The organism is Rubrivirga sp. (genome assembly GCF_049648075.1).
Lineage (GTDB): Bacteria > Bacteroidota > Rhodothermia > Rhodothermales > Rubricoccaceae > Rubrivirga.
Genome location: NZ_JBARYR010000038.1, coordinates 1 through 4,120, shown reverse-complemented (window position 1 = coordinate 4,120; position 4,120 = coordinate 1). Strand labels below are relative to the sequence as shown.

General features: G+C 69.5%; 5 protein-coding genes. 1 reads left to right on the top strand and 4 read right to left on the bottom strand.

What is annotated here, in order from left to right:
• Positions 1–411 (bottom strand): hypothetical protein (locus tag WBA11_RS01175; RefSeq protein WP_424518904.1); only part of this gene is annotated, 411 nt, incomplete at its 3' end.
• Between the two features lie 46 nt (positions 412–457).
• Here WBA11_RS01175 and WBA11_RS01170 point away from each other — a divergent pair.
• A complete protein-coding gene (locus tag WBA11_RS01170) occupies positions 458–658 on the top strand; it encodes a hypothetical protein (RefSeq protein ID WP_424518903.1) in 201 nt (66 codons plus the stop codon).
• Positions 659–707: 49 nt separating this feature from the next.
• Here the strand turns inward: WBA11_RS01170 and WBA11_RS01165 are convergent, their stop codons facing one another.
• The 3 genes from WBA11_RS01165 to WBA11_RS01155 all read right to left on the bottom strand — a co-directional run.
• Positions 708–2,342 carry a DUF445 family protein gene (locus WBA11_RS01165; protein ID WP_424518902.1) on the bottom strand — a complete coding sequence of 545 codons (1,635 nt, stop codon included), beginning with the start codon at positions 2,340–2,342 and terminating at the stop codon, positions 708–710.
• Positions 2,343–2,366: 24 nt separating this feature from the next.
• Positions 2,367–2,945: an HD domain-containing protein gene (locus tag WBA11_RS01160; RefSeq protein ID WP_424518901.1), complete on the bottom strand. Its 579-nt coding sequence runs from the start codon at positions 2,943–2,945 to the stop codon at positions 2,367–2,369.
• Between the two features lie 92 nt (positions 2,946–3,037).
• Positions 3,038–4,120, bottom strand: a 1,083-nt coding sequence (locus tag WBA11_RS01155) for an alpha/beta hydrolase family protein (RefSeq protein WP_424518900.1), incomplete at its 5' end; no start/stop codon positions are given.

The window sequence follows — 4,120 nt, the reverse complement described above, 5'->3', positions numbered from 1 at the left end:
CCGGTACGTTCCGTCGAGGTCGCGAACGACAATCTCGAGGTCACGGGCTTCCACTTCGAGCGCGCGGGCCTCGTCCTCGAGGTCGTATTGCGCGTCTTGGTAAGCGCGGTGGGCGCGGGCGTCGCCGCCGTAGTCGCGCAGGTCCTGGTACATAGCCTGGACACGGCCGGAGTCGGTGCGGTAGCGCGCGGCTCGGCGTTGGTAGTCGGCGACTAGGGTCTCGTAGCGGGACCGGGCCTCGAGGTCGCGGTCGTAGCGAGTCCGGTCGAGGTCGGAGTGAGCGGCCCGGAGGTCGGCGTCGACGCGGGAGATTTGGCGGTCGAGGTCGAGGACCCGCCGGTCGAGGTCGGCGACCGTTTGCTGGGCCGTGGCGGCCGTCGAGAGCAGAAAGACGAGGAGGAGAAGGCGCATGACGAGTGGAGAAACGGTGGCACAACGTAGGTCACAGCGGCTTCTCGTGCCTAACCCCGCCGCGACCCCATCGACAACCAGAGCCCCGCTCCTCGCCCCCGATGCGTCCGCTCCTCCTTGGTGGTATCGCCGCCGCGTAGTCTTCGTCCCAGTTCGCCCTGGCGTCCTCGAGGTCGACCTGCCGACGGACGGGCTGACGGCCGGCGTCTACGTCGTCCAAGTCACGGCCCACCGCGACGGTGGCTAGGTCAGGCGCTCGACGCGGGCCATCGTGCGCTAGCCGTCCTCGAGGTCGGCTAGCGCCGTGCGCGAACCAGCGCCTCGTCGATCCCCCACAGCGCGAGGCCGATCGTGAGGAAGACGGCGAGCGATGCGAGGGGCGCCCAGATCACGAACCCGCCGAACACGCCCAGGATGGCGCCGAGGTACTTGATGTAGTTGAGCTGCTCGTTCGAGGTCGACTTGAGCAAGCCCTCGAGCTGGCCCTCGTCGAACTGGCGCGCTCGCTCCGAGATCATCGTCCTGACGTCGAAGCCTTCGACGAACGACAGGACCGCGTTGGTGGCCGCCTCCTCGATCTCGTCGGCCCGGTCCTCGACCTTGGCCGGGACGGCGTCGAGGGCGGAGTCGATCCGGTCCAACAGCGGGACCACGGCGTCGGGCAGCTCGTCGAGGGCGCGGTCGACGCGGCGCTGGAAGTCGTCCTCGGCGAACGTCCGGTAGAGCCGGAGCGCGACGCCGCCCAACCCGCCACCGGCTTGCTCCTCGACCTTCGAGACGGCCAGCCGCGCCACCTCGCGCCGGACCGACTCCGACCCGAGCACTTCCTGGGCATAGCCCTGCGCGATCGTCTTGAGGTCAGTTCGGAAGCCCGGATCCTCCACGACCCCGCGCACGACGTCGAGGGCCAGGTCTCGGTACCGCCCGATCACGCCCGATTCCTGGATCCGCTGCTTGATGATGTCGGCGTTGATCAGCTCGCGGCTGATGGCCTCCGACAGCCGGTAGATCACGCGCTCGCGCTGCGCCGGAATCAAGCCCTGCGGTATGATGGCCCGCTTCTCGCGCGGCTGGAACAGCATCGTGATCGCGAGCCAGTTTGTCCCGAACCCGATCAGGCCCGAGACGGTCAGCACCTTCAGCAGGCCCTCGATGGGGAACGACTGGCCGAACAGCGCGACCTCGAGGCCGGTAAAATCCCACCAGAAGCTGAGTGCGAACAGCGCCGCCAAGAGCCACGGGATCACGCGCAAGAACGGGATCAGCTGCCCCACGCGGCCCACCATGCGGGGCGGCCCGGTGTCCGGCATCGCGGGCTTGGGCGGCGTCTCGGGCACGTGCTCCTTCCCGTACTTGACGACGAGTTGGACCAGCTCTCGTCCTCGGTCCTTCGTCGCCGCCTTTGCCGTCTCCATGACCTCCGCCGGAGGCACCAATCCCGTGTTGGCTGCGCCGGCCTGACGGCTCTCGAGGTCGGTGGGGGCTGGAGGATCGACCTCGAGGTCGGCTTCCGCCACGGGCTCGGTTTCCACAGCCGCGTCCTCGAGGACGGGCGTCTCGAGAGGGGGAGCCTCGAGGGTCTCGGCGTCGAGGTCGGCGGGAGGTAGCAGGGCGGCCGGATCGCCTGGGGTGCCGGAGCTCTCGGGCTCTGGGGCGACCTCGAGGTCTGGGACGGGCTCGCCCTCGAGGTCGGAGACCGGTTCGCCGGCCGGTCCGATGCCGACGGTCGCTCGTGCAGACGTCGCGGCCACGTCGAAGTCGTCCTCGAGGCCGAGGGCGTCGGCCAGGGCGTCGTCGTCGCGAGGCGTCTCGTTCCGGTCGGGAGCGTCCTCGCCGAACGCCTCGGCGAGGTTCGCGTCCTCGATGGCGTCGATGTCGAGGAGGCCCGGAACGGGCGTGATGCGGCGCGGGCCGCTTGGTCGGTCGGACATGGAAACGCAGGGGGGCGAGGCCTCCTACGTCAGGTCGAGGCGCGAGGCTTCACGCGAAAGGCCGTCGATCACAATTCGGATCAACTCGTCGAGGTCGATGCCGAGCTCTTGGGCGCCTTGGCGGATGTCGTCGCGGCTCACGGCGGCGGCGAACCGCTTGTCCTTGAGCTTCTTCTTGACCGAGCGCGGCGTGAGGCCCTCCAAGCGGGTTGGGCGGACGAAGGCGACGGCGGTCACGAACCCGGACAGCTCGTCGACGGCGAAGAGCGCCTTCGCCATCTCGGTCTCTCTCGCGACGCCGGTGTAGGGCGCGTGGCCCAGGATCGCGGTTCGGATCTCGTCGGAGTACCCCAACCGCTCGAGCTCGGACACGCCGACGCCCGGGTGCTCCTCCGGCGTCGGGTGCTTCTCGTAATCGAGGTCGTGGAGGAGACCCGCGATCCGCCAGTCCTCGAGAGCCTGCCCCGGACTCGATCCGGGGTCGCCGCCTCGACGCCGGGCCATCTCCGCCATCGAGGCCTCGACGGCATAGCCGTGGCGCCGCAGGCTCTCGGTCTCGGTCCACTCGTGGAAAAGGTCGAGGGCGTCGGCGTAGGAGGGCATGGGAAGCTGGAGATCGGCAGAGGCCGTCGGCCTCGAGGTCGAAACGTGGCGAGAAGGAGAGGCGAGCCCTCGAGGCCGTCGCGGTTGATCTCCTAGTTGTCCGTCTGTCCGACTGCGAGTCCGGGACCCCCGTACCGCTCGAACCAGGCCAGGATGTAGCCGACCTTGCGCATCAGCCCGCTCGGCCGCGCCGCGATCCCGTGCGAGGCGCCCGGCACGCGCACCAACGCGCTCGGCACGCCCTCGAGCCGGAGCGCCTGGTAGAACTGCTCCGACTCCGACATCGGCGTCCGCGTGTCGGCCTCGCCGGTGAGCAGCATGGTCGGCGTGGTCACGTTGCCGACGTAGGCGAGCGGCGAGCGGGCCCAGTAGTGCTCGGGGTCCTCCCACGGGAGCTTGTCGAACCAGTACTTCGCGCCGAACGTGTAGCTGTCCGCCGTCCCGATCCAGCTCGTCCAGTTGATGACGGGCTTGGCCACGACCGCCGCCGCGAACATGTCGGTGTGCCCGACGATCCAGGCCGTCAGCACGCCGCCGCCCGAGCCACCGGTGACGTAGAGCCGGTCGCGGTCGATGTAGCCCCGGTCGGCCACGGCCTCGACGCCGCTGACCAGGTCGTCGTAGTCCTGGCTCGGGTAGGCGTGGTGGATCTCGTTGCCGAAGTCCTCGCCGTAGCTGGTCGAGCCGCGCGGGTTCGTATAGAGGACCACGTAGCCGGCGGCGGCCATCAGCTGGACTTCCATCGAAAAGCGCGGGCCGTAGTTGGCGAACGGCCCTCCGTGGATCTCCAGGATGAGCGGGTACTGGCGCGAGGCGTCGAAGCCCGGGGGCTTGACGACCCAGCCCTCGATCTCTAGTCCGTCCGCGCTCGAGGTGTACGTGATCTCCTCGACCTCGCCCAGGGTCCGCTGGCCAAACAGGTCCTCGTTGAGATGCGTCAGCCGTCGCACGTCGCTGCCCTGGAGGTCGACCACGGCCACGTCGGCCGGGTGGTCCGTGCCGACGAGGGTGAACGCCGCGCGCCCGCCGCCGACCGAGAACGAGCCGCCGGGATACGGCCGCCCGATCGACATCCCGCCGACGTCGCTGGCCACGACCTCGAGGTCGCCCCGCATCCCGACGGTCGCGAGCTTGGTCGTTCCCTCGTCGTCGTAGGTGAACGCGATGCGGTCGCC

Excerpts from the sequence above, each read along its gene's own strand:
- WBA11_RS01160 (WP_424518901.1), bottom strand. The coding sequence starts at position 2,945 with ATGCCCTCCTACGCCGACGCCCTCGACCTTTTCCACGAGTGGACCGAG.
- WBA11_RS01165 (WP_424518902.1), bottom strand. The coding sequence starts at position 2,342 with ATGTCCGACCGACCAAGCGGCCCGCGCCGCATCACGCCCGTTCCGGGC.